Origin of the sequence: Mesorhizobium sp. YM1C-6-2 (assembly GCF_003666685.1) — a bacterium.
Classification (GTDB): Bacteria; Pseudomonadota; Alphaproteobacteria; order Rhizobiales; family Rhizobiaceae; genus Mesorhizobium_K.
Genome location: NZ_RCIZ01000002.1, coordinates 609,509 through 630,552, shown reverse-complemented (window position 1 = coordinate 630,552; position 21,044 = coordinate 609,509). Strand labels below are relative to the sequence as shown.

The following is a 21,044-nucleotide window of genomic DNA, read 5'->3' as shown; positions in this document are numbered from 1 at the left end:
CCATATCTCCCACCGCGCGAGGCAAGCGCAGTCTGTTGGAGCCAGACATGAGCGAGACGAAGAACCAGACCAAGACCACCGCAATCCGGGCACGGCTGCAGCCGCCCTATGCGTCGGTGCTCGACCTCATCGGGCAGACGCCCGTCGTGGAGCTGACCAAGTTCGATACGGGCCAATGCCGGCTGTTCGTGAAGCTCGAAAGCCAGAACCCGGGCGGCTCGATCAAGGACCGCATCGCGCTGTCGATGATCGCCGAGGCCGAGAAGAGCGGCAAGCTGAAGAAGGGCGGGACGATCATCGAGGCGACCGCCGGCAATACCGGGCTGGGGCTTGCGCAGGTCGGCATACCGAAGGGCTACCGCATCGTGCTGGTAGTGCCCGACAAGATGTCGCGCGAGAAGGTGCAGCATCTGCGGGCGCTGGGCGCCGAGGTCAGGCTGACGCGCTCGGACGTCGGCAAGGGGCACCCGGAATATTACCAGGACATGGCCGAGAGCATCGCGGCGGAGACGCCCGGCTCCTTCTACGTCAACCAGTTCGCCAATCCGGCCAACCCGCTGGCGCATGAGACGACGACCGGGCCGGAGCTGTGGGAACAGCTTGGCGGCGACATAGACGCGGTCGTGGTCGGCGTCGGCTCGGGCGGCACGCTCTCGGGGCTTGGACGCTTCTTCGCGAAGGTTTCGCCGAAGACCGAGATGGTGCTTGCCGACCCGATCGGCTCGGTGCTGGCGCCGCTGGTCAAGACCGGCGAGATGATCGAGGCTGGAAGCTGGACGGTCGAGGGCATCGGCGAGGATTTCGTGCCGCCGAACGCCGACCTTTCCCTCGTGAAGAAGGCATATTCGATCGCCGACCGGCTGAGCATGGCCACCGCGCGCGACCTGCTGTCGAAGGAGGGCATCCTCGCCGGCTCGTCGTCGGGGACATTGCTGGCGGCGGCGCTCAAATATTGCCGCGAGCAGAAGATGCCGAAGCGCGTCGTCACCTTCGTCTGCGATTCCGGCAACAAATACCTCTCCAAGGTGTTCGACGATTACTGGCTGGCCGAGCAGGGCCTGTCGGAGCGCGTGCAGCACGGCGATCTGCGCGATCTCGTGGCGCGCTCGCACCGCGAGGGCGGCACCATCACCGTCGGGCCGGAGGACACGCTGATCAACGCCTATGGGCGCATGCGCCGCGCCGACGTCTCGCAGCTTCCCGTCATCGACCAGGGCAAGCTGATCGGCATCATCGACGAGAGCGACATCCTGCAGCGCGTCGAGGGCTCCTATGACGGCCGCTGGGCGCGCTTCGATGCGCCGGTGAAAACCGCGATGACCGCCGAGCTCCACACGCTGCAGGCCGACCAGACGCTCGACGCGCTGCTGCCGGTGTTCGACCGCAACGAGGTGGCGATCATCTATGACGGCGACGAGTTCTTCGGCCTGATCACCCGCATCGACCTGATCAACCATCTGAGGCGATCCAAGACATGACTGCATCCGGTAAGAACCGCCTGGCCTTCGCCACCCGCACGATCCACGGCGGACAGAGCCACGACCCGACCACCGGCGCGGTGATGGTGCCGATCTACGCCACCTCGACCTATGCGCAGGAGAGCCCGGCGGTCCACAAGGGATTCGAATACGCCCGCAGCCAGAACCCGACGCGCTTCGCCTTCGAGCGCGCGGTGGCCGACCTCGAAAGCGGCGCCGCCGCCTTCGCCTTCGGCTCGGGACTGGCGGCGATCGCCAACATCCTCGAACTGCTCGACGCCGGCGCCCATGTGGTGGCGACCGACGACATCTATGGCGGCAGCTACCGGCTGATGCACCGGGTGCGCAAGCGCTCGGCCGGGCTGCAGGTCAGCCTCGCCGACTTCACCGACCTCGCCGCGGTGGAGGCCGCGATCAGGCCGGAAACGCGGATGCTGTGGATCGAGACGCCGACCAACCCGCTGCTCAAGGTGGTCGACCTCGAAGGCATCGCGGCGCTGGCGAAGCGCAGGGGATTGATCACAGTCGCCGACAACACCTTCTGCAGTCCCTACCTGCAGCGGCCGCTGGAACTCGGCGTCGACATCGTCGTGCATTCGACGACGAAATACCTCAACGGCCATTCAGACATGGTCGGCGGCGTCGCCGTGGTGCGCGAGGAAGGCGAAATCCTCGACCAGCTCAAATTCCTGCAGAACGCGGTCGGCGCCATTTCCGGGCCGTTCGACAGTTTTCTCGCCTTGCGCGGCATCAAGACGCTGGCGCTGAGGATGGAGAGGCACTCCGAGAACGGGCTGAAGATCGCCAAATGGCTGGAGAGCCGCAAGGATGTGCGCCGCGTCATCTATCCCGGCCTGCCAAGCCATCCGCAGCATGCCGTCGCCAAGCGGCAGATGTCGGCCTTCGGCGGCATGATCTCGGTAGAGCTCGACCGCGACCTCGCCGGCACCAAACGTTTCCTGGAGCGCACGCAGCTCTTCACGCTGGCCGAGAGCCTCGGCGGGGTCGAGAGCCTGATCGAGCATCCGGCGCTGATGACGCACGGCTCGATACCGCCCGAGCAGCGCGCGGCGATCGGCATCTCCGATTCGCTGGTCAGGCTGTCCTGCGGCATCGAGGACGGCGACGACCTGATCGCCGATCTCGAGCGGGCGCTGGCGGCGTAGGGTCAGACGCCCAGATACCGATCCTGCAATTCGGGCGTGAGTTCGGCGGGGCCGCCGCTCCAGACGGTACGGCCCTTTTCCAGCACGACGCAGCGGTCGGCGACGCCGAGCACCTCGTCCATTGTCTTGTCGACCACGAGGATGGCCTGGCCGTCCGCCTTGAGCTTGCGGATCGCGGCCCAGATGTCCTGCCGGATGATAGGCGCCAGGCCCTCGGTCGCCTCGTCGAGGATGAGCAGGCGCGGATTGGTCATCAGCGCGCGGCCGATGGCCAACATCTGCTGCTCGCCGCCCGAAAGCGTGCTCGCATATTGGCGCAGCCGCTCGCCAAGCCGCAGGAACAGCGACGTGACCGCGTCGAGCGTCCATTTGCCCGGCCGCGCGGAGGCGACGAGATTTTCCTGCACCGTCAGGTTGGGGAAGCAGCGACGCCCCTCCGGCACGAGGCCGATGCCCAGCCGTGCGATGCGGTGCGGCGGCAGTCCGGCAAGCTCCGCGCCGGCGAAGACGATGCGCCCGGCGCGCGCCGGCGTCATGCCGCATATGGAGCGGATGGTGGTCGTCTTGCCCATGCCGTTGCGACCCATCAGTGTGACGACCTCGCCCTCGCCGACATCGAGATCGACGCCGAACAGCGCCTGGCTCGGGCCGTAGAACGTCTCGACGGCAGAGGCCTGAAGCAGCGTCATGCCGATGCTCCGAGATAGGCCTGGCGCACGTCGGGATTGTTGCGGATGTCCTCGACGGCGCCGCTGGCGACGATGCGGCCGTAGACCAGCACGGAAATACGGTCGGCGAGCGCGAAGACGGCGTCCATGTCGTGCTCGACGAGAAGGATTGGCGCCTCGGCGCGGAGCGCGTCGAGCAGCCGCGTCAGCGCGCGAGAACCCTCCTGCCCCATGCCCGCCATCGGCTCGTCGAGCAGCAGCGCCCTGGAGCCGAGCGCCAGCGCGATGGCGATCTCGAGCTGGCGGCGTTCGCCATGCGACAGTTCGGCGGCGGGAACGGCGGCGCGTCCGGCAAGGCCGACACGGTCGAGCGCGGCCATCGCCGGCTCGGTGAGACTTGTATCGGCCATGACGTTGGCGAAGAAGCGGAAGCTCGACCCCTGCCGGCCCTGCACGGCGAGCATCACGTTGCGCAGCGCGGAGAATTCCAGCGCCAGCGACGAAATCTGGAAGGTGCGGCCAAGCCCGAGGCGGGCGCGCGCGGCCACACCGAGGCCAAGCACGTCCTGGCCGAGGAAGCGGATGGAGCCGGCGTCCGGCCTGAGGCCGCCCGAGATCTGGTGGATCAGGGTCGTCTTGCCGGCGCCGTTGGGGCCGATCAACGCGTGAATCTCCCCTGCCCTGAGGTCGAGGCTGACGCCGTCGGTCGCCTTCAGCCCGCCAAAACTCTTGGACAGGTCGCGGATGTCGAGGATCGGGTCAGCCATGGCGCGCCTTCCCGGCAAGGACGCCGATGATGCCGCCGCGCGCGAAGAGCACGACGCCGAGCAGGATGAAGCCGAGGAAGAACTGCCAACGCTCGGTCAGCCCGCCGAGCGCGAATTCGAGCAGCACGTAGAGGATGGCGCCTGCGACCGGGCCGAACAGCCTGCCGGTGCCGCCGAGGATGATCAGCACGATCAGTTCGCCGGACATCTGCCAGGACATCATCGACGGGCTGACGAAGCGGTTGAGATCGGCGAAGAGCGCGCCGGCAATGCCGGTGACGACGGCGGAGATGACGAAGGCCGCAAGCCGGATGTGGTACGGCCGGATACCTATCGCCGCGACGCGCGTGTCGTTCTGCCTGGCGGCCTGTAGGGCAGCGCCGAAGCGGGAATCCCGGATGCGCCACATGAGCACGAGCGCCGCCATCAGCACAGCATAGCAGACGAGAAAGAAGCTCAGCGGATTGGCGGTGTTCAGGCCGGGAAAGCCATTGCGTACCGTGATCGACAGGCCGTCCTCACCGCCATAGGCCGGCCAGGAGACGGCGAAATAATAGACCATCTGCGCGAAGGCCAGAGTGATCATGATGAAATAGACGCCGCTGGTCCTCAGGCTGATCGCGCCGATGGGCAGCGCGACCAGCGCGCAGACGAGCGCGGCGACAAGCCAGATGACCGGCATCTGGTCCGTTCCCGGCAGGCCGAGCAGCGGCTCGGCGTTGAAGGCGTGGCTGGCAAGGATGCCGGCGGCATAACCACCGATGCCGAAGAAGGCGGCGTGGCCGAACGAGACGAGCCCGCCGAAGCCGAGCGCCAGGTTGAGTCCGACAGCCGCCAGCGCGAGGATCGCCATGCGCGTCGCCAGCGTCACATAGAACGGCTCGCCGAGCATCTGGGCGGCAAAGGGCAGCGCCAGCAGCAGCAGCGCAAGCACGAGGTTGAGCAATCCTTCCCGCCGCATCGGTCAGCCCTGCGCCGAGTAGAGGCCCTTGGGCCGGAAAGCGAGGATCAGCGCCATGACGATGTAGATCGACATCGAGGCGAGCGCCGCGCCGATACCGGCCGCCTGGGCGGGGCCGATCGCGGCGGCGAGCAGTTGCGGTAGCAGGATGCGGCCGAGCGTATCGGTGACGCCGACGAGCAGCGCGCCGACGAAGGCGCCCTTGATGGAGCCGATGCCTCCGATGACGATGACGACGAAGGCGAGGATGAGCACCGGCTCGCCCATGCCGACCTGCACCGACTGCAGGGCGCCGACCATCGCGCCGGCAAGGCCGGCGAGTGCGGCGCCCAGCGCGAAGACGATTGTGTAGAGCGTGCTTATGTCGACGCCGAGCGCCCCGATCATCTCGCGGTCGGATTCGCCGGCGCGAATGCGCATGCCGAGACGCGTCCTGGCGATCAGCGCATAGAGCGCGACGCCGACGAGCAGGCCCGCCGCGATGATGGCAAGCCGGTAGACCGGGTACTGCACGCCGCCCGGCAAGGCGACGGCGCCGCCGAGCTGCGGCGGGATGTTGAGGTAGAGCGGAAAGTCGCCGAACAGCCAGCGCACGGATTCGGACAGGATGAGGATCAGCGCGAAGGTCGCTAGCACCTGGTCGAGATGGTCGCGACCATAGAGCCGGCGGATCACTGTGACCTCGATCAGGGCGCCGGCCGCCGCGGCGGCGACCAGGCTGGCGGCGAGACCGAGCCAGAACGAGCCGGTCGCCGCGGCCACCGCCGCGCAGGCGAAGGCCCCGACCATGTAGAAGGAACCGTGCGCGAGGTTGATCAGCCCCATGACGCCGAAGATGAGGGTCAGCCCGGCGGCCATGAGGAAGAGCATGACCCCGAACTGGAGTCCGTTCAGAAGCTGTTCGACGATCAGGGCTGTCTGCACGATCCGCACCTACCACCGGACAGCGGGAAGATCGGGACCTCGGCGCATCGCGAGGGAGGCGGCGATGCCGCCCCCCGACGCGCCAACGGCTGATACGGGGTCAATTTTAAAGCTTGCACTCGGCCGCGTAGGCGTCGGTGTGGTCGGTGAAGCTGGTCGCCACGATCTTGTTGGTCAGGACGCCTTCGTCGTTCTTGACCACCTCGCGGACGTAGAAATCCTGGATCGGATGGTGGTTGGTGTTGAACTTGAACTTGCCGCGCACGGAATCGAACTCGGCTGCCGCAAGCGCCGCCCGGAAGGCGTCGGCGTCCTTGACGTCGGCCTTGGCCGCCGCCGCAGCGAGCAGCGTGCCGGTGTCGAAGGCCTGCGCGGCGTAGATCGAAGGCAGCCGGTTGTACTCGGTCTTGAACGCCTCGACGAATTCCTTGTTCTTCGGATTGTCGAGGTCCGGCGACCAGGATGCGGTGTTCTTGGCGCCGAGCGCAGCGTCGCCGATCGCGGCCAGAACGTCCTGGCTGAAGGAGAAGCCCGGTCCCATCACGGGGATGCCGACGCCCGACTGGGCATATTGCTTCATGAAGGCGATGCCCATTCCGCCGGGCAGGAAGAAGAACACGGAATCGGCGCCCGAGGCGCGGATCTGCGCGATCTCGGCGGCGTAGTCGGTCTGGCCGAGCTTGGTGTAGACCTCGCCGACGAGTTCGCCCTTGTAGTAGCGCTTGAAGCCATTCAGGGAATCGGTGCCGGCTGGGTAGTTCGGCGCCAGGATGAACATCTTCTTGATGCCTTCCGTCTGCGCATAGTTGCCCGCCGCCTCGTGGAAATTGTCGTTCTGGTAGGCGACGTTGAAATAGTTCTTGTCGCATTTCGCGCCGGCCAGCGGCGACGGGCCGGCATTGACCGACAGGTAGAACTTGCCCTGCGCGACAGCATTCGGCACCACGGCCATGGCGAGGTTCGACCAGATGATGCCGGTGAGCACGTCGACCTTGTCGCTCTGGATCATCTTGTCGGCGATCTGGACCGCCAGCTCCGGCTTCATGGCGTCATCCTCGGTGACGACCTCGATATCCTTGGAGCCGGAGAGCTTGATCGCCAGCATGAAGCCGTCGCGGGCATCGACGCCCAGGCCGGCGCCGCCGCCGGAGAGCGTGGTGATCATGCCGACCTTCACCGGCTCGGCGAAAGCGATGCCCGAGGCGCCCAGCGCCAGCGCCAGCGCACCTGCTGCAAGAATAGTCCTCATTTCCGATCTCCCATTCGTTTTTGTCGGCCGAAACGCCAAAGTGCCGAAAACATATCGCGTTGAAAACCCCGTTTTGAGAATAGTCCTTTCGTCTGGGAGGGCCATGGCCGGCGGGATTTGTCGGGTACCGGCCTCGGCGCTGCTCGCTGAGCGGGACCCAAGCTCAACCGGCGCCTACGCATGCCAGTCATGGCCCCAATCGCCGGCTCGCGGCAGTCAGGCGACACAACGCAGAACGAAAGGCTAGACCCGCTCCATCGCGATGGCGATGCCCTGGCCGACGCCGATGCACATGGTGGCGAGCGCCAACCTGGCATTGCGTTCACGCAGTTCGAGCGCGGCCGTGCCGGTGATGCGGGCGCCGGACATGCCGAGCGGATGGCCGAGCGCGATGGCGCCGCCATTGGGGTTCACATGCGCGGCGTCCTCGGCGATGCCGAGCTGGCGCAACACGGCGATGCCCTGCGAGGCGAAGGCCTCATTGAGCTCGACGACGTCGAAATCGGCCGGCTTCAGGCCGAGCCGGGCGCAGAGCTTCTGCGTCGCCGGCACCGGGCCGATGCCCATGATGCGGGGTTCCACACCGGCCGAAGCGCCGCCGAGGATGCGCGCGATCGGGGTCAGGCCATGCTTCTTCGCCGCCGCTTCCGAGGCGACGATCAACGCCGCCGCGCCGTCGTTGACGCCCGACGCGTTGCCGGCCGTCACCGTGCCGCCCTGCCGGAACGGCGTCGGCAGCTTTGCCAGCGCCTCGATGCTGGTGACACGGGGGTGCTCGTCCTTGCCGACCACGACCGGATCGCCCTTTCGCTGCGGGATCGTCACCGGAACGATCTCCTTCGCCAGCCTGCCATTCTCCTGCGCGGCGGCGGCCTTCGCCTGGCTGCGCACGGCGAAGGCGTCCTGGTCGGCGCGGGAGACGGAAAAATCCTCGGCGACGTTCTCGCCGGTCTCCGGCATGGAATCGATACCGTACTGCTTCTTCATCAGCGGATTGACGAAGCGCCAGCCGATGGTGGTGTCGTGGATCTCGGCGTTGCGCGAGAAGGCGCTCTCGGCCTTGGGCAGAACGAAGGGCGCGCGGCTCATCGATTCGACGCCGCCGGCGATCATCAGTTCGGCCTCGCCGGCCTTGATGGCGCGGGCGGCGATGGTGACGGCATCCATGCCGGAGCCGCACAGCCGGTTGACCGTCGAGCCCGGCACCTCCTTCGGCAGGCCTGCGAGCAGGAGCACCATACGCGCGACGTTGCGGTTGTCCTCGCCGGCCTGGTTGGCGCAGCCATAGACAAGGTCGTCGACCGCAGCCCAGTCGACACCTGCGTTGCGTTCCAGAAGCGCCTTCAGCGGGACGGCGCCGAGATCGTCCGTCCGCACGGAAGACAGCGATCCGCCGAACCGCCCGATCGGCGTGCGGACGTAATCGCAGATGAAAGCCTCGGGCATGCGATTCTCCAAATACCTGGCGCCACGGATGCGCAGCCGCGAACCGCGCCTGTCGCTTCGGCGTGTGGCTTAGCGGTGTTTCCCAAAAATATCCATGCTGCCTGTTTCAGGGCCGTCGGCTATCCGGCGCAGGTCACGTGCGACGAACAGGGTTGCGATCCCGCCATGGATTCGGGCAAATGGCCGTCCCGAAAACACATGCCCGTTTTCGCTCGTTCTTGACCTGCCAGCTTTCCATCCTGAGGGGACCTCCATGAAGAAGCTCATCAACGACCCGCGGCGCCTCGTTCGGGAACTTCTGGAGGGAACCGTCGACCTCTCCCCTCGCCTCGCCTTGCTCGACGGCGAGGATGTGGTGATCCGCGCCGAGCTTCCGGCTCCGGCAGAACGCAAGGTCGCGATCATCTCGGGCGGCGGCAGCGGCCACGAGCCGGCGCATGCCGGCTATGTCGGGCGCGGCATGCTGACGGCGGCCGTCGCCGGCGACGTCTTCACCTCACCCAGTACCGATGCGGTGCTTGCCGCGATCCTCGCCGTCAGCGGGCCGGCCGGCGCAGTGCTGGTCGTCAAGAACTACACCGGCGACCGGCTGAACTTCGGCCTCGCCGCCGAGCTTGCCCGCCAGCAGGGCATCCCGGTGGAGGTGGTGGTCGTGGCGGACGACGTGGCGCTGCGCGACCTGGTGGCGCGCGACCGCCGGCGCGGCATCGCCGGCACGGTGCTCGTGCACAAGCTTGCCGGAGCGGCGGCCGAGCGCGGCCTGCCGCTCGCCGACGTCGCCGGGATCGCGCGCAGCGCAGCGGCGGCGCTCGGCTCGATGGGCGTGGCGCTGGGCGCCTGCACGGTGCCGTCGGTCGGCAAGCCGGGCTTCGAACTCGGCGAGAACGAGATCGAATTCGGCCTCGGCATCCATGGCGAAAAGGGCGTCGAGCGCAGCACCATGCTCGGCGCCGACGAGATCGTGGCGTCGCTGCTCGACTCAATCGTCGCGGATCTCGAGCTGAAACCCGGCGCGAAGGTTGCGCTGATGGTGAACGGGCTGGGCAGCACGCCGCCGATGGAACTCGCCGTCGTCTCGCGGGCGGCGCTGGCGAACCTGCGCGGGCGCGGCATTGCCGTCGAGCGCGCATGGACGGGCAATTTCATGACGGCGATCGAGATGCCCGGCGTTTCGCTCACCGTGCTGCCGCTCGACGAACAGCGCAACGGGCTCTTCGACGATGCGACAGACGTTCCGGTGTGGCCTGGCGACGGCCGGATCGCGGAGCGCAAGCTGGTGAAGGTTCCGCCGCAGCCCGTTCCTGCGAAGGCATCGCCCGGACCGCTGTCGCCCAGGCTGAAGCAGGTCGCGCTGGCCGTCGCCGAAGCCCTTGAGGCATCCGAACAGATGCTCGGCGATCTCGACGCCAAGTCGGGCGACGGCGACCTCGGCGCCAGCATGGTGCGCGGCGCGAATGCGATCCGCGCGCTCGGCGACGACAGCTTCTCCTCGCCGGCACGCCTGCTTTCCGATCTCGGCAACGCGCTGCGCCGCGCGATCGCCGGCAGTTCGGGCCCGTTCTACGCGACGGCCCTTCTGCGCGCCGCCGCCGTCCTCGCGGAGAAAGCCGAGCCGACCCAGCAGGACTGGCAGGCGGCGTTCGAGGCCGGCACCGCCGCGATCATGGAACTCGGCGGCGCCAAGCCAGGCGACCGCACCATGGTCGACGCTCTGGCGCCGGCCGCGGATGCGTGGAAGAAGTCCGGCAGCTTCGCCGATGCGGCAAAGGCGGCCGACGCGGGCGCCAAGGCGACCAGCGACATGCTGCCGGCGCTCGGACGCGCCAGCTATCTCGGCAAGCGCGCCCTCGGCCATCCGGACGGCGGCGCCACGGCGGTGGCGATCTGGCTCGGAGCCATCGGCGCCAACATTCCTGGGTAAGCCTGCACCGGCGGCGCGGTGCTGCATGGATCGAAACGACGGCTGGGCCCTGTACGGGCCCGGCGGTTCTATCACCGTGGGCCGGAACCCATCGGTTCCGGCGGCTGTTTGATGGATCAGCGAAGACCAGGTGTGCAGTTTACGGATGCAGCCGACAGGCAGATGATCCGTGGCGAGAAGCTGGAGGGTGAGCATCACAACCGGCGCGACGGTCGTTAGCAACGTCTCCAGGGAAGAGGCTCGAAGTGCCATGCTTGATTTCGAGCATGCCAGGCATCGGATGGTTGAGGTGCAGATCGCGCGGCGCGGGGTGCATGACGAGCGCGTGCTGGCAGCGTTGCGCAAGGTACCCCGCGAAGCCTTCGTCGACGAGGGATTCGAGGAGTTCGCCTATGAAGACAGCCCGTTGCCTATCGGCTGCGGACAAACGATTTCCCAGCCTCTCGTGGTTGCCATGATGGCGGAAGCCGCTGCGATAGCGGCGACCGACCGCGTCCTGGAGGTTGGCACGGGCTCGGGCTATGCGGCGGCGGTACTGGCCGAACTCGCCGCGGAGGTGGTTACTATCGAACGGCACCTGCCGCTTGCCGAGAAGGCCCAACAACGCCTTGGCGCTGCCGGTTATGCAAACGTCGACGTCAAGGTCGGCGACGGCTCCAAGGGCTGGCCGGAGAAAGCGCCGTTCGACGCCATTCTCGTGGCGGCCGGCGGTCCCTCGGCGCCGCGGGTCCTCCAGGAGCAACTGGAGATCGGCGGACGGCTGGTGATGCCGGTCGGCCGCGAACGCGGCTCGCAGCGGCTCATCCGTATCACCCGGACGGCAGCGAACAAATTCGAGGAAGAGGATTTTGGCGGCGTCATGTTCGTGCCGCTGATCGGCGAGCATGGATGGCAGGACAATCCCTGAGTTGGGGCGCACACCCGGCGCAGCGGCTGCGGTCGGCGCTTGTCGGGCAGCCGGCCTGTGATTGCGCCGGATCATCCGAAACGCTTCGCATTTTCGGTCCGATCCTCTAAGCATCGGCAACTTCCCAGAGTGAATCGCAACCGGAGAAGGCTCGCCGATGGCACATGTCGAGATCGAAGCAGACGGCATCAGGGCGCGCGTTGAGCTTCTTTTCGGAATGATCTCCGAACTCGTCGTCGAGCGCGGCGGACGCGAAATCTCCATGCTGCACAAGGCGCCATGGGTCGGGCAGGATATCGCCCTCCCCGACGGCGCGGGCCCCCATCTCGGCGGACTTGCGGGCGATTTCTTCTGCGCCCCGTTCGGCGACGCGTCGGCCGACGGCGCGCCGGGCCATGGCTGGCCGGCGAACACGAGCTGGACGCATGTCGGGACAGAGCGCTCAGGGGGAGAGACGGTCGCCCGCTTTCGGCTCGACCGCAAGGCGATGGGCGCGGACCTGGTCAAGGAGCTGCGGCTGGTCGACGGCCACCCCTTCCTCTACCAGCGCCACATCTTCACCGGAGGGCGGGCCGAGAACATGTCGGTCGCCAACCATGCCATGGTCTCGCTGCCCAATGGCGGCCAGTTGAGTTTTTCGCAAAAACGCTGGTGGGAGACGCCGGCCGCGCCTCTGGAATCCGATCCGGCGCGCGGACGCTCGCTGCTCGCCTGCCCCGCCAAGGTCGCCGATCCCGCGCAGTTCCCGCTCGCCGCCGGCGGCGAGGCTGACATCACCCGCTACCCCTTCGCTTCCCGGCATGAGGATTTCGCGGTCGGCGTCGAAGCGGAGGGGAGCAGGCTCGGCTGGTCGACGGTGGCGCGCGAAAAGGAAGGCGACCTTTTCATCAGCCTGCGCAACCCGGCCCGGCTTCCGGTCACGATGCTCTGGTTCTCGAACGGCGGGCGCGACTACGCGCCCTGGAACGGCAGGCACGTCAACTGCCTCGGCGTCGAGGAGGGGTTGCGGGAACTCAACGAGCTGCCGCCGTCAGCGGCAGGCGTGCCGACCGGTCTGACGCTCGACCCCGGCGGCACGACCGAGGTGCGCCACATCATCGGCTGCGTGCCCTGGGACGAGGCCGGAAAGATCGCATCGCTGGCGCAGGCCGGTCACGGCATCGATGTCACGCCGACGTCGGGCCGGGCCGTAACCATCCCCTGCGACCCCGCATTCCTCGGCCTTTAACGCCGGCATCCTGCCGTCCGGCGGTGGCGCAGGCGGGTAGCACGGCCGCAGCGTCAAGCTGATCCCGTTCAAGGCCCGGTTTCGTACCGGGACGCCGAGGTACTCACGCGGACCGGAGTTCCCCGTTCCCAAGTGTTCCGGACCGCCGCAACTTCCAAAAATCCCGCCTCGTGTCTGGTGTTTGTCGCAGCACAAAGAGGCTGTCCGCACGATGGATATGGTTCTCCCCATCGACAACGGATTGGATCACAAGGAGAACCAAGATGTTCACGCGTCGCCAGGCAATGATCGGAGCGGCGGCCACCGCTATGCTGGCCGCGATGCCCCCGATGGCCGCTTTCGCAACCGAGGACCAGATCGCCGCGCTGCCGCGCGAGCGGGTCAAGCTTGTCGCCCCGCCCTTCGTGCATGCGCACGATCAGGTGGCGAAGGGCGGACCCAAGGTCATCGAGTTCACCATGGCGATCGAGGAGAAGCCCGTCGTCATCGACGACGACGGCACCGTCCTGCAGGGCATGACCTTCAACGGCTCGATACCCGGCCCGATGATGGTGGTCCATGAAGGCGACTATGTCGAGCTGACGCTGGTCAACCCGGGCAGCAACTCGATGCCCCACAACATCGACTTCCACGCCGCCACCGGCGCGTTGGGCGGCGGCGCGCTGACGCTCGTCAACCCCGGCGAGCAGGTGAAGCTGCGCTTCAAGGCGACCCGCAGCGGAACCTTCGTCTATCACTGCGCGCCCGAAGGCCCGATGATCCCCTGGCACGTCGTCTCGGGCATGGCCGGCACCATCATGGTCCTGCCGCGCGACGGACTGAAGAACGAGAAGGGCGAACCGCTCACCTACGACAAGGTGTTCTACATCGGCGAGAACGAGTTCTACATTCCGCGCGACGAGGACGGCAACTTCAAGACCTACGAGAGCCACGGCGACAGCTATGCCGACACGCTCGAGGTGATGAAGGGCCTGGTGCCGACCCACGTGGTCTTCAACGGTGCGAAGGGCGCGCTGACGGGCGACAACGCCATGAAGGCGAAAGTCGGCGAGATGGTGCTCATCGTCCATTCGCAGGCCAACCGGGACACCCGGCCACACATAATCGGCGGTCACGGCGACTATGTGTGGGAAGAAGGCAAGTTCGCCAACCCGCCCGCCAAGGACCTTGAGACCTGGTTCATCCGCGGCGGATCGGCCGGGGCGGCGCTCTACACCTTCCTCCAGCCGGGCGTCTACGCCTACGTCAACCATAACCTGATCGAAGCGGTGGAGCTCGGAGCGACGGCCCACTTCGTGGTCGAGGGCGAGTGGCGCGACGACCTGATGAAGCAGGTCGAGGCGCCCGGCCCGATCCCGACCAACTGACGATCAGGTCGCGGCCCGGACCTTGGGAGATCCGGGCCGCGTTTCTCTGGAGCGTTCCCATGGCGATCACCCTGCTGGAAGCCTCTTTCACGTCCGCCGCCCTTGTCGCGCCGGCGCTGGCCCTCGGGCTGCAGGCGCCGAGCGAACCGCCGGTTCCGGCAGCGGAAACGGTGACGATCGCCGAACAGGTGCTCGACTTCCCGCTGCCGGGTGAATTCCTCGCCGACGGCAGACCAGCCGCCGCACCCACAACCCGCGAGGACGTCGCGGCCTTTCGCATCACCAAACATCAGGTCAGCCTCGCCGACTATCAACGCTGCGCGGCGGCGGGCGCATGCGCCGCAGCAGACGCGCGGGCGACGCACGGCGATGTCCCGGTCACCGGGGTGAACTGGACGGACGCGCAGGCCTACGCAAGGTGGTATTCCGAGGTCACCGACGGAAAGTGGCGGCTTCCGACCGCACTTGAGGCGGCTGCGGCCGCCGGCGAGCGGTTCGGCGGCGAATCCTTCGCCGCCGGCGCGGACGATCCGGGCAACCCGGCCGTGCGCTGGATAAGGCGGTACCGCGAGGAAGCCGCCGCCAAGCGCCCGGCCGACCCCGAGCCTAAGCCACGCGGGCACTATGGCCCCAACAGCTTCGGCGTCGAGGATTTCGGCGGCAATGTCTGGGAGTGGACCTCAACCTGCTACAGCCGCGTCACACTGACCGCCGAAGGCGGTGTCGAGAGCGCTGTCGAGAATTGCGGGGTGCATGTGCTCGAGGGGAGGCACCGGGCGTACATGTCCAATTTCGTGCGCGACGGAAAAAGCGGCGGATGCGCCGTCGGGACACCGCCGGAAAACCTCGGCTTCCGCCTGGTCCGTGACGACGGAGGCCTTCCCGCAATCGCCGCGCTGAAGGCGCGGCTCCGGAGCGTGATCGACATGTTCCGGTATAGCTGACCTGGGAGGCCATCATGAGAACGAAGACATCCGCCATGGTTCCACCGCCGATTTCTCCCGTCCTCCCCGCAGGGCGGGAGACGGTCGTCGAGCGGCTACGCCGACGCCTGGCCGAGGCGCCTCTCGACTGCGGATGCCGGGACGTGGCCGACGACCTGCTTGACCGGGCGAGCGCCGAAGAAAACCTGATGCGCCGCGCGGACGGTCTCGCAGACGCCCGCAAGATGCGCGACGCCATCGTGGTCGTGCTGGCGCTGCTTGGCGAACTGGACGAACTCACGCCGGACGAGCCGGATCTGTCGGTGTTCGGCGAAATCGCCGACCTCTTCGAGGACGTCACAGAATTCGCGGCACTTGGGGCGAAGGCCGCAAGGCAGGCCGCAGGGGAAGGAAACAACTGATGTCCGCCGAAACCGTTCTCCCGCAAGCCGACAGGTCCGTGGTGCGCACGCAGCGCAAGGCAGGCGACTTCTCGCGCGACGGCCGGGGACGCATCTCGTCGATGCCGCCGATCCTTCAATACGGGTTCAGGCCCTTCTTTTTCCTTGCCGCCCTCTACGCCGGCCTCGCCATCCCGGCATGGCTCTGGATGTATTTCTCGGGCTACGCGCCGCCCGGTCCCTTCCCCGGCCTTTACTGGCACTCCCACGAGATGCTGTTCGGCTACTTGGGCGCCGTCCTGGCCGGCTTCATCCTGACGGCGATCCCGAACTGGACGGGGCGCCTGCCGCTCAGCGGATGGCCGCTCGCGGGATTGGTTTTGCTCTGGCTGGCTGGCCGGATCGCCTGCGCCGCGGTTGCCAACCCGGCAGTCGCGCTGGCGCTCGACATCGCATTTCCGGCCGTGCTCGCCCTGTCGGTCTGGCGCGAGGTCGTGGCGGGACGCAACTGGAAGAACGCGCCGGTGGCCGTCATGATCACGCTGTTCGGAGCGGCCAACGCGCTCGACCACGCGGCCAATCTTGACCTGCTTCCGCACGGCCTCGGCACGCGGCTGGCGCTTGGCGTGATCGCCATGCTGCTGGCGCTCATCGGAGGCCGCATCGTCCCGAGCTTCACCCGGAACTGGCTGGTCAAGACCGGCGAGACACGGCTTCCGGCAAGCTTCGGACACATCGACAAGGCAGCGCTCGCAGCCACGGCAGTCGGCGCGGCGCTCTGGGCTGCCGCGCCGGAATCGCCCGTCGCCGGCGTCGTCCTCGCCTTGGCCGGCATTCTTCTCGCCGCGCGCCTGGCGCGCTGGCAGGGCCACCGCACCCTGAGCGAACCCATCCTGCTGATCCTCCATGTCGGCTACGCATGGCTGGCCGTCGCCCTGGTCCTGCTCGGCAGTTCCGCCCTAGTCGACGCGCTGCCCCAGACCGCTGCATTGCATGCGCTGACGGCGGGCGCGGTCGGCACGATGACGCTCGCGGTGATGACCCGCGCCAGCCTCGGCCACACCGGCCGGCAGATCGTCGCGGACCGGGTGGTGGTCGCGGCCTACATCGCCGTCACGGCGGGAGCCGTCCTGCGCGTGGCCGCACCGCTGGCGCAGGACTGGTACGGGCACGTACTCGCCTGCGGCGGCGCCTTGTGGAGCCTCGCCTTCCTGCTGTTCGCGATCAGATACGCGCCGATCCTGTGGGGCCGCAGAGCCGTGGCATGAAGCGCGGAGACATACACTCCGGGTTCCAAGCGGGCATTGGAACGCCCCGCTCCAAGTCTCGGGACTATGCTCCGGGCATAACAAACGTCAAGTAGCGTATTGAGGGGATTGAAAAAGTCGCCCAAGGCGCTAGCCTCTCACCCAGAGTCACGCTCACTGAGCGACTGACCAGTCCAAGGCACATGAGAAAGATCATGACCCAGGATCGTCAGCAAGCCATTTCGGACCCTGGGCCTTCCCGCGCGAAGACGAGACGAACGGAATTGCTGGCCTTTCTCGTGCTCGCTTTCGGCATCTGGCCGATCGTCGCCGTCGGCGTGGTCGGCGGCTATGGCTTCCTCGTCTGGATGTATCAGATCGTGTTCGGGCCGCCCGGCCCGCCTGGAGGGTGAGGCGATGCAGGACAGCCCGAAGATAAGCCGCAGGTCGTTCTTCAAGGGCGATGTCCCCTCACGACATCATATTTCGAGCGCGGTGGTCGTCACGCATCCCTCGCGGCGCGAGGAGATCGGCAGGCGCATAGCCGCCATGCCCGGCGTGCAAGTCCATGCCAGCGAAGGCAGCAGGCTCGTCGTCACGATCGAGGGGCCGACCAGCGGCATGCTGGGAGAGACGCTGATCGCCATCTCGACGCTGGACGGCGTAATCACCGCCAACATGGTGTTCGAGCACATGGACGAAGGCGAGGAGATAGGATCATGACGGCAACCATCAACCGTCGCGATCTGCTGAAGGCGCATGCGGCCTCGCTCGCCGCTGCGTCGGCGGGAATCGCGCTTCCCGCAGCCGCGCAGCCGGTCCCGGGCGGGGTCGAGGCGCTCGAAATCAAGTGGTCGAAGGCGCCATGCCGCTTCTGCGGCACCGGCTGCGGCGTCATGGTCGGCGTCAAGGACGGCCATGTGGTCGCCACCCATGGCGACATGCAGGCCGAGGTCAACCGCGGCCTGAACTGCGTGAAGGGCTATTTCCTCTCCAAGATCATGTACGGCGAGGACCGCCTGACCACGCCGCTGATGCGCAAGCGCGCCGGCGTCTACGACAAGGACGGCGAATTCGAGCCGGTGTCGTGGGACGAAGCCTTCGACCTGATGGCGGAGAAGTGCAAGGCGGTGCTTCGCGAGAAGGGACCCGAGGCGGTCGGCATGTTCGGATCCGGCCAGTGGACGATCTTCGAGGGCTACGCCGCGACCAAGCTGATGCGCGGCGGCTTCCGCTCGAACAATCTCGATCCCAATGCGCGCCATTGCATGGCGTCAGCCGCCTACGCCTTCATGCGCACCTTCGGCATGGACGAGCCGATGGGCTGCTACGACGATTTCGAGCACGCGGACGCATTCGTGCTGTGGGGCTCGAACATGGCGGAGATGCACCCGGTCCTGTGGACTCGGGTGGCCGACCGCAGGCTGGGGCATCCGCATGTCCGCTGCGCGGTGCTGTCGACCTTCACCCACCGCTCGATGGATCTGGCCGACATCCCGGTCGTCTTCAAGCCGGGAACCGATCTCGCGATCCTGAACTACATCGCCAACCACATCATCCAGACCGGCCGGGTCAACGAAGCCTTCGTGCGCGACCATACGGTCTTCATGCGTGGGCAGACCGACATCGGCTACGGGCTGCGGCCCGACAATCCGGTCGAGACGGCAGCAAAGGGGGCGGCCGATCCCGGCAAGACCGAACCGATCGACTTCGAAGCATTCAAGGCGATGGTCTCGGACTACACGCTCGAGATGGTCTCGGAACTGTCCGGCGTGGAGCCCTCGTTCCTCGAGGAACTCGCAGAACTCTACGCCAATCCCGACGTCAAGGTGATGTCGCTCTGGACCATGGGCTTCAACCAGCATGTCCGCGGCGTGTGGGCCAACCAGATGGTCTACAACATCCATCTGCTGACCGGTAAGATTTCGGAGCCCGGCAACAGCCCGTTCTCGCTGACCGGCCAGCCGTCTGCTTGCGGCACCGCCCGCGAAGTGGGAACCTTCGCCCATCGCCTTCCCGCCGACATGACGGTGACCAACCCCGAGCACCGGAAACACACTGAGGAAATCTGGCGGCTGCCGCAGGGACTGCTGCCGGACAAGATCGGCTTCCACGCGGTGCAGCAGGACCGCATGCTGAAGGACGGCAAGCTCAACTTCTACTGGGTGCAGGTCAACAACAACGTCCAGGCCGCGCCCAACACCGGCAACGAGACCTATCCGGGCTACAGGAACCCGGACAGCTTCGTCGTGGTGTCGGACGCCTATCCGACGGTGACGGCCCTTTCGGCCGACGTGATCCTGCCGGCGGCGATGTGGGTCGAGAAGGAGGGCGCCTACGGCAATGCCGAGCGCCGCACGCATGCCTGGCGGCAGCTGGTGAACGCGCCGGGCGATGCGCGCTCCGACGTCTGGCAACTGGTCGAATTCTCGAAGCGCTTCACGACTGACGAGGTGTGGCCCGCCGAAATCCTGGCGGCCAATCCGAACTACAAGGGCAAGACGCTGTTCGACGTGCTTTACCGGAACGGCAAGGTCGACCGCTTCCCGCTCTCGGATCTCGATGCCGAATACGAGAACCGGGAATCGCGCCAATTCGGCTTCTATCTCCAGAAGGGCCTGTTCGAGGAATATGCCGAGTTCGGCCGCGGCCATGGCCACGACCTCGCGCCCTACGACACCTATCACGAGGTGCGCGGACTGCGCTGGCCCGTCGTCGACGGCAAGGAGACGCTCTGGCGTTACCGGGAAGGCTACGACCCCTATGTGAAGCCGGGCGAAGGCGTGAAGTTCTACGGGCGGCCGGACGGCAAGGCGGTGATCCTGGCCGTGCCCTACGAGCCGCCGGCCGAATCCCCTGATGAGGAGTATGACGTCTGGCTGGTCACAGGGCGCGTGCTCGAACATTGGCACTCCGGCTCCATGACCATGCGCGTGCCGGAGCTCTACAGGGCGTTTCCCGGCGCGGTGTGCTTCATGAACGCCGACGATGCGCGGCGGCGCGGCATCAACCAGGGTGCGGAAGTGAGGGTTGCCTCGCGGCGCGGCGAGATAAGGGTCCGTGTCGAGACCCGGGGGCGCAATCGCATGCCGCGCGGCGTGGTGTTCGTGCCATGGTTCGACGCCAGCAAGCTCATCAACAAGGTCACGCTCGACGCGACCGATCCCATCTCCAAGCAGACGGATTTCAAGAAATGCGCGGTGAAGGTCGTTCCCGTCTGACGCGCCGCACGCGCGTCTTCCTCGCAGCCGGACTGGTTCTCGCGGCAGGCACCGCCGCCCTGGCCCAGATGTCGGCCGAAAAGATCATCCCGCCGCTCACCGGCGCGCAGCCGCCCATGGAGGAGCTGCCGGCGAGCCCGACGCCGAAATGGACGGTCGACGACATCCGCCAGATGCGCGCCTATCCCGACCAGCCGCCGGTCATCCCGCATTCGATCGAAGGATACCAGCTTTCCGTCAACACGAACCGCTGCCTGTCGTGCCACAAGCGAGAGTTCACGCAAGGCTCGGGCGCTCCGATGATCAGCGTCACCCATTATGTCACCCGCGAGGGACAGATGCTGGCCGACGTCTCGCCGCGCCGCTATTTCTGCACGGCCTGCCACGTGCCCCAGGCCAACACCGCTCCGCTGGTCAAAAACACGTTCACCGACATGAGCGAGCTTGGCGTCGGCCACGCGGGAGACCAATAGATGTGGGCGCGCATACGGGCGATCCTACTGTGGGGCTGGGGTATCCTGTCGACGCCGGCGGCGACGCTCAGCCTCGGCTTCCTGACGCTGGGCGGCTTCCTCGGCGGGGTGATCTTCTGGGGCGCCTTCAACACGGCGCTGGAACTGACCAACACCGAGCAGTTCTGCATCTCGTGCCATGAGATGGAGACGAACGTCTACGAGGAGCTTACCCGCACGGTCCACTTCTCGAACCGCTCGGGCGTGCGCGCCTCCTGCCCCGACTGCCACGTTCCGCATGAATGGACCGACAAGATCGCCAGGAAGATGCAGGCCTCGAAGGAGGTCTGGGGCAAGATCTTCGGCACCATCAACACGCGTCGAAAATTCCTGGATCACAGGCTGGAGCTGGCCCAGCACGAATGGGCGCGGCTGAAGGCTAACGACAGCCTCGAATGCCGCAACTGCCATTCCTCGGTGGCGATGGATCTGTCCAAGCAGACCGAGCGCGCCGCGACGATCCACACGCGCTATTTGCTTTCCGGCGAGGCGACCTGCATCGACTGCCACAAGGGGATCGCGCACGAGCTGCCGAACATGGAGGGCGTGGATCCAGGCTGGAAGGTTCCGCCGGAATTGCAGGGCGACAAGCTGCCGGCAGCGTCGGTTTTCGATCAGCTCGAGCGGTTTGTCGGGCTGCATCCATCCTATCAGTGAC

The 21,044-nt window shown here is 66.8% G+C and carries 19 protein-coding genes and 1 pseudogene; 14 read left to right on the top strand and 6 right to left on the bottom strand.

What is annotated here, in order from left to right:
- The first annotated feature begins 47 nt into the window (after nt 1-47).
- Complete coding sequence (locus D8676_RS07880; RefSeq protein WP_121580280.1) at nt 48-1,478, top strand: pyridoxal-phosphate dependent enzyme; 1,431 nt, start codon at nt 48-50, stop codon at nt 1,476-1,478.
- A complete protein-coding gene (locus D8676_RS07875; RefSeq protein ID WP_121580279.1) occupies nt 1,475-2,644 on the top strand; it encodes a PLP-dependent aspartate aminotransferase family protein in 1,170 nt (389 codons plus the stop codon). The genes D8676_RS07880 and D8676_RS07875 overlap by 4 nt, the downstream gene beginning before the upstream one ends.
- 2 nt (nt 2,645-2,646) lie before the next feature.
- Here the strand turns inward: D8676_RS07875 and D8676_RS07870 are convergent, their stop codons facing one another.
- The 6 genes from D8676_RS07870 to pcaF form a co-directional block, all read right to left on the bottom strand.
- Nucleotides 2,647-3,333, bottom strand: a complete 687-nt coding sequence (locus D8676_RS07870) for an ABC transporter ATP-binding protein (RefSeq protein ID WP_121580278.1) — start codon at nt 3,331-3,333, stop codon at nt 2,647-2,649.
- Nucleotides 3,330-4,079, bottom strand: coding sequence for an ABC transporter ATP-binding protein (locus D8676_RS07865; protein WP_121580277.1), 750 nt, complete (start codon nt 4,077-4,079; stop codon nt 3,330-3,332). Before D8676_RS07865 ends, D8676_RS07870 begins: the two co-directional genes overlap by 4 nt.
- Nucleotides 4,072-5,040 carry a branched-chain amino acid ABC transporter permease gene (locus tag D8676_RS07860; protein WP_121580276.1) on the bottom strand — a complete coding sequence of 323 codons (969 nt, stop codon included), beginning with the start codon at nt 5,038-5,040 and terminating at the stop codon, nt 4,072-4,074. Before D8676_RS07860 ends, D8676_RS07865 begins: the two co-directional genes overlap by 8 nt.
- 3 nt (nt 5,041-5,043) lie before the next feature.
- Entirely contained in the window at nt 5,044-5,964 is a 921-nt protein-coding gene (locus tag D8676_RS07855; RefSeq protein ID WP_121580469.1) for a branched-chain amino acid ABC transporter permease, read from the bottom strand.
- A 106-nt stretch (nt 5,965-6,070) separates the two neighbouring features.
- Nucleotides 6,071-7,213, bottom strand: coding sequence for an ABC transporter substrate-binding protein (locus D8676_RS07850; protein WP_121580275.1), 1,143 nt, complete (start codon nt 7,211-7,213; stop codon nt 6,071-6,073).
- Nucleotides 7,214-7,456: 243 nt separating this feature from the next.
- Nucleotides 7,457-8,659: a 3-oxoadipyl-CoA thiolase gene (gene pcaF / locus D8676_RS07845; protein WP_121580274.1), complete on the bottom strand. Its 1,203-nt coding sequence runs from the start codon at nt 8,657-8,659 to the stop codon at nt 7,457-7,459.
- Nucleotides 8,660-8,912: 253 nt separating this feature from the next.
- Here pcaF and D8676_RS07840 point away from each other — a divergent pair, with 253 nt between their 5' ends.
- From D8676_RS07840 to D8676_RS07785, 12 genes and pseudogenes are all read left to right on the top strand, one after another.
- Nucleotides 8,913-10,580, top strand: a complete 1,668-nt coding sequence (locus tag D8676_RS07840) for a dihydroxyacetone kinase family protein (RefSeq protein ID WP_121580273.1) — start codon at nt 8,913-8,915, stop codon at nt 10,578-10,580.
- Between the two features lie 250 nt (nt 10,581-10,830).
- Nucleotides 10,831-11,478: pseudogene (locus D8676_RS07835) on the top strand (protein-L-isoaspartate(D-aspartate) O-methyltransferase); the annotation flags it as partial.
- A 166-nt stretch (nt 11,479-11,644) separates the two neighbouring features.
- On the top strand, nt 11,645-12,715 hold the full coding sequence (locus D8676_RS07830; RefSeq protein ID WP_121580271.1) for a hypothetical protein: 1,071 nt from the start codon (nt 11,645-11,647) through the stop codon (nt 12,713-12,715).
- Nucleotides 12,716-12,978: 263 nt separating this feature from the next.
- The gene (gene nirK / locus D8676_RS07825) at nt 12,979-14,082 is read left to right on the top strand and encodes a copper-containing nitrite reductase (protein ID WP_121580270.1); all 1,104 of its coding nucleotides are present in this window, start codon (nt 12,979-12,981) and stop codon (nt 14,080-14,082) included.
- 59 nt (nt 14,083-14,141) lie between these two features.
- Nucleotides 14,142-15,026 carry an SUMF1/EgtB/PvdO family nonheme iron enzyme gene (locus D8676_RS07820; protein ID WP_121580269.1) on the top strand — a complete coding sequence of 295 codons (885 nt, stop codon included), beginning with the start codon at nt 14,142-14,144 and terminating at the stop codon, nt 15,024-15,026.
- 14 nt (nt 15,027-15,040) lie between these two features.
- The gene (locus D8676_RS07815) at nt 15,041-15,427 is read left to right on the top strand and encodes a hypothetical protein (protein ID WP_147448165.1); all 387 of its coding nucleotides are present in this window, start codon (nt 15,041-15,043) and stop codon (nt 15,425-15,427) included.
- Complete coding sequence (locus tag D8676_RS07810) at nt 15,427-16,674, top strand: NnrS family protein (protein ID WP_121580267.1); 1,248 nt, start codon at nt 15,427-15,429, stop codon at nt 16,672-16,674. Before D8676_RS07815 ends, D8676_RS07810 begins: the two co-directional genes overlap by 1 nt.
- Before the next feature lie 194 nt (nt 16,675-16,868).
- The gene (napE, locus tag D8676_RS07805; RefSeq protein WP_121580266.1) at nt 16,869-17,066 is read left to right on the top strand and encodes a periplasmic nitrate reductase, NapE protein; all 198 of its coding nucleotides are present in this window, start codon (nt 16,869-16,871) and stop codon (nt 17,064-17,066) included.
- 4 nt (nt 17,067-17,070) lie between these two features.
- Nucleotides 17,071-17,376: a chaperone NapD gene (locus D8676_RS07800; protein WP_121580265.1), complete on the top strand. Its 306-nt coding sequence runs from the start codon at nt 17,071-17,073 to the stop codon at nt 17,374-17,376.
- Complete coding sequence (gene napA / locus D8676_RS07795) at nt 17,373-19,874, top strand: periplasmic nitrate reductase subunit alpha (RefSeq protein WP_121580264.1); 2,502 nt, start codon at nt 17,373-17,375, stop codon at nt 19,872-19,874. The genes D8676_RS07800 and napA overlap by 4 nt, the downstream gene beginning before the upstream one ends.
- Entirely contained in the window at nt 19,847-20,347 is a 501-nt protein-coding gene (locus D8676_RS07790; protein WP_121580263.1) for a nitrate reductase cytochrome c-type subunit, read from the top strand. Before napA ends, D8676_RS07790 begins: the two co-directional genes overlap by 28 nt.
- Complete coding sequence (locus tag D8676_RS07785) at nt 20,348-21,043, top strand: cytochrome c3 family protein (protein ID WP_121580262.1); 696 nt, start codon at nt 20,348-20,350, stop codon at nt 21,041-21,043.
- The last annotated feature ends 1 nt before the right edge of the window (nt 21,044 follow it).

What these genes read in the sequence shown, in the direction of transcription:
- pcaF (WP_121580274.1), bottom strand. Translation starts at nt 8,659, where the DNA reads ATGCCCGAGGCTTTCATCTGCGATTACGTCCGCACGCCGATCGGGCGG.
- nirK (WP_121580270.1), top strand. Translation starts at nt 12,979, where the DNA reads ATGTTCACGCGTCGCCAGGCAATGATCGGAGCGGCGGCCACCGCTATG.
- D8676_RS07830 (WP_121580271.1), top strand. Translation starts at nt 11,645, where the DNA reads ATGGCACATGTCGAGATCGAAGCAGACGGCATCAGGGCGCGCGTTGAG.
- D8676_RS07850 (WP_121580275.1), bottom strand. Translation starts at nt 7,213, where the DNA reads ATGAGGACTATTCTTGCAGCAGGTGCGCTGGCGCTGGCGCTGGGCGCC.
- D8676_RS07865 (WP_121580277.1), bottom strand. Translation starts at nt 4,079, where the DNA reads ATGGCTGACCCGATCCTCGACATCCGCGACCTGTCCAAGAGTTTTGGC.
- D8676_RS07785 (WP_121580262.1), top strand. Translation starts at nt 20,348, where the DNA reads ATGTGGGCGCGCATACGGGCGATCCTACTGTGGGGCTGGGGTATCCTG.
- D8676_RS07800 (WP_121580265.1), top strand. Translation starts at nt 17,071, where the DNA reads ATGCAGGACAGCCCGAAGATAAGCCGCAGGTCGTTCTTCAAGGGCGAT.
- D8676_RS07790 (WP_121580263.1), top strand. Translation starts at nt 19,847, where the DNA reads ATGCGCGGTGAAGGTCGTTCCCGTCTGACGCGCCGCACGCGCGTCTTC.
- napA (WP_121580264.1), top strand. Translation starts at nt 17,373, where the DNA reads ATGACGGCAACCATCAACCGTCGCGATCTGCTGAAGGCGCATGCGGCC.
- D8676_RS07815 (WP_147448165.1), top strand. Translation starts at nt 15,041, where the DNA reads ATGAGAACGAAGACATCCGCCATGGTTCCACCGCCGATTTCTCCCGTC.
- napE (WP_121580266.1), top strand. Translation starts at nt 16,869, where the DNA reads ATGACCCAGGATCGTCAGCAAGCCATTTCGGACCCTGGGCCTTCCCGC.
- D8676_RS07840 (WP_121580273.1), top strand. Translation starts at nt 8,913, where the DNA reads ATGAAGAAGCTCATCAACGACCCGCGGCGCCTCGTTCGGGAACTTCTG.
- D8676_RS07860 (WP_121580276.1), bottom strand. Translation starts at nt 5,040, where the DNA reads ATGCGGCGGGAAGGATTGCTCAACCTCGTGCTTGCGCTGCTGCTGCTG.
- D8676_RS07880 (WP_121580280.1), top strand. Translation starts at nt 48, where the DNA reads ATGAGCGAGACGAAGAACCAGACCAAGACCACCGCAATCCGGGCACGG.
- D8676_RS07810 (WP_121580267.1), top strand. Translation starts at nt 15,427, where the DNA reads ATGTCCGCCGAAACCGTTCTCCCGCAAGCCGACAGGTCCGTGGTGCGC.
- D8676_RS07870 (WP_121580278.1), bottom strand. Translation starts at nt 3,333, where the DNA reads ATGACGCTGCTTCAGGCCTCTGCCGTCGAGACGTTCTACGGCCCGAGC.
- D8676_RS07875 (WP_121580279.1), top strand. Translation starts at nt 1,475, where the DNA reads ATGACTGCATCCGGTAAGAACCGCCTGGCCTTCGCCACCCGCACGATC.
- D8676_RS07820 (WP_121580269.1), top strand. Translation starts at nt 14,142, where the DNA reads ATGGCGATCACCCTGCTGGAAGCCTCTTTCACGTCCGCCGCCCTTGTC.